This window comes from Vibrio sp. S234-5, from assembly GCF_000960595.1.
Lineage (GTDB): Bacteria > Pseudomonadota > Gammaproteobacteria > Enterobacterales > Vibrionaceae > Vibrio.
This window is the reverse complement of record NZ_JZAM01000153.1, coordinates 1-555: the sequence shown is the minus strand read 5'-3', so window position 1 is coordinate 555 and position 555 is coordinate 1. Positions and strand designations below refer to the sequence as shown.

At 46.1% G+C, this 555-nt stretch carries 1 pseudogene; it reads right to left on the bottom strand.

Annotation, left to right across the window (positions count from 1 at the left end):
* Window positions 1-128: 128 nt before the first annotated feature.
* A pseudogene (locus tag UF06_RS06530) lies at window positions 129-555 on the bottom strand (transposase); the annotation flags it as partial.

Sequence of the window (555 nt, the reverse complement as noted above, 5' to 3'; positions counted from 1 at the left end):
TATCCTTTACGACTACATGGTCAAGTGCATGCAGGAGTTAGCGAAAGCGGAACCTGATATCGATGCACTCCTGCCTTGGAACTTCAAACACTAACAATATCGCCCCGTGGGTTCATGGGGCGGATACGGAGCTTGATGATACTGACATTGCTAAACGGTTCTGCAATGTCATTGGTATGCCAACTCGCCCCATCCATAATGATGACGGCATGACGCCCTTTCTCTGTGACAGCCGATATTTGCTTTAAATGCTCGATCATAATCTCTTTATTAACCCAAGGAACGATCATCGCTTCGCCAATCCCTCTCGCGGGACAGACAGAGCCAAACAGATACGCATATTCAAATTGTTGTTGCTTCACGGCTCTGGGACGTGTTCCTTTCTCTGCCCATAACCGTGTCGTCGTGTTTTGTTGCCCAAATCTGGCTTCATCTTGAAACCAGACATCCACATGCTCTAAAGCGATATGTCCTGGGATCTTCAGGATCGTTTCAATTTTGAATTTTTTTAAAATCGTCTTGGACTTCTTGAGATTGCTTGGGGTGTTTTGAGCG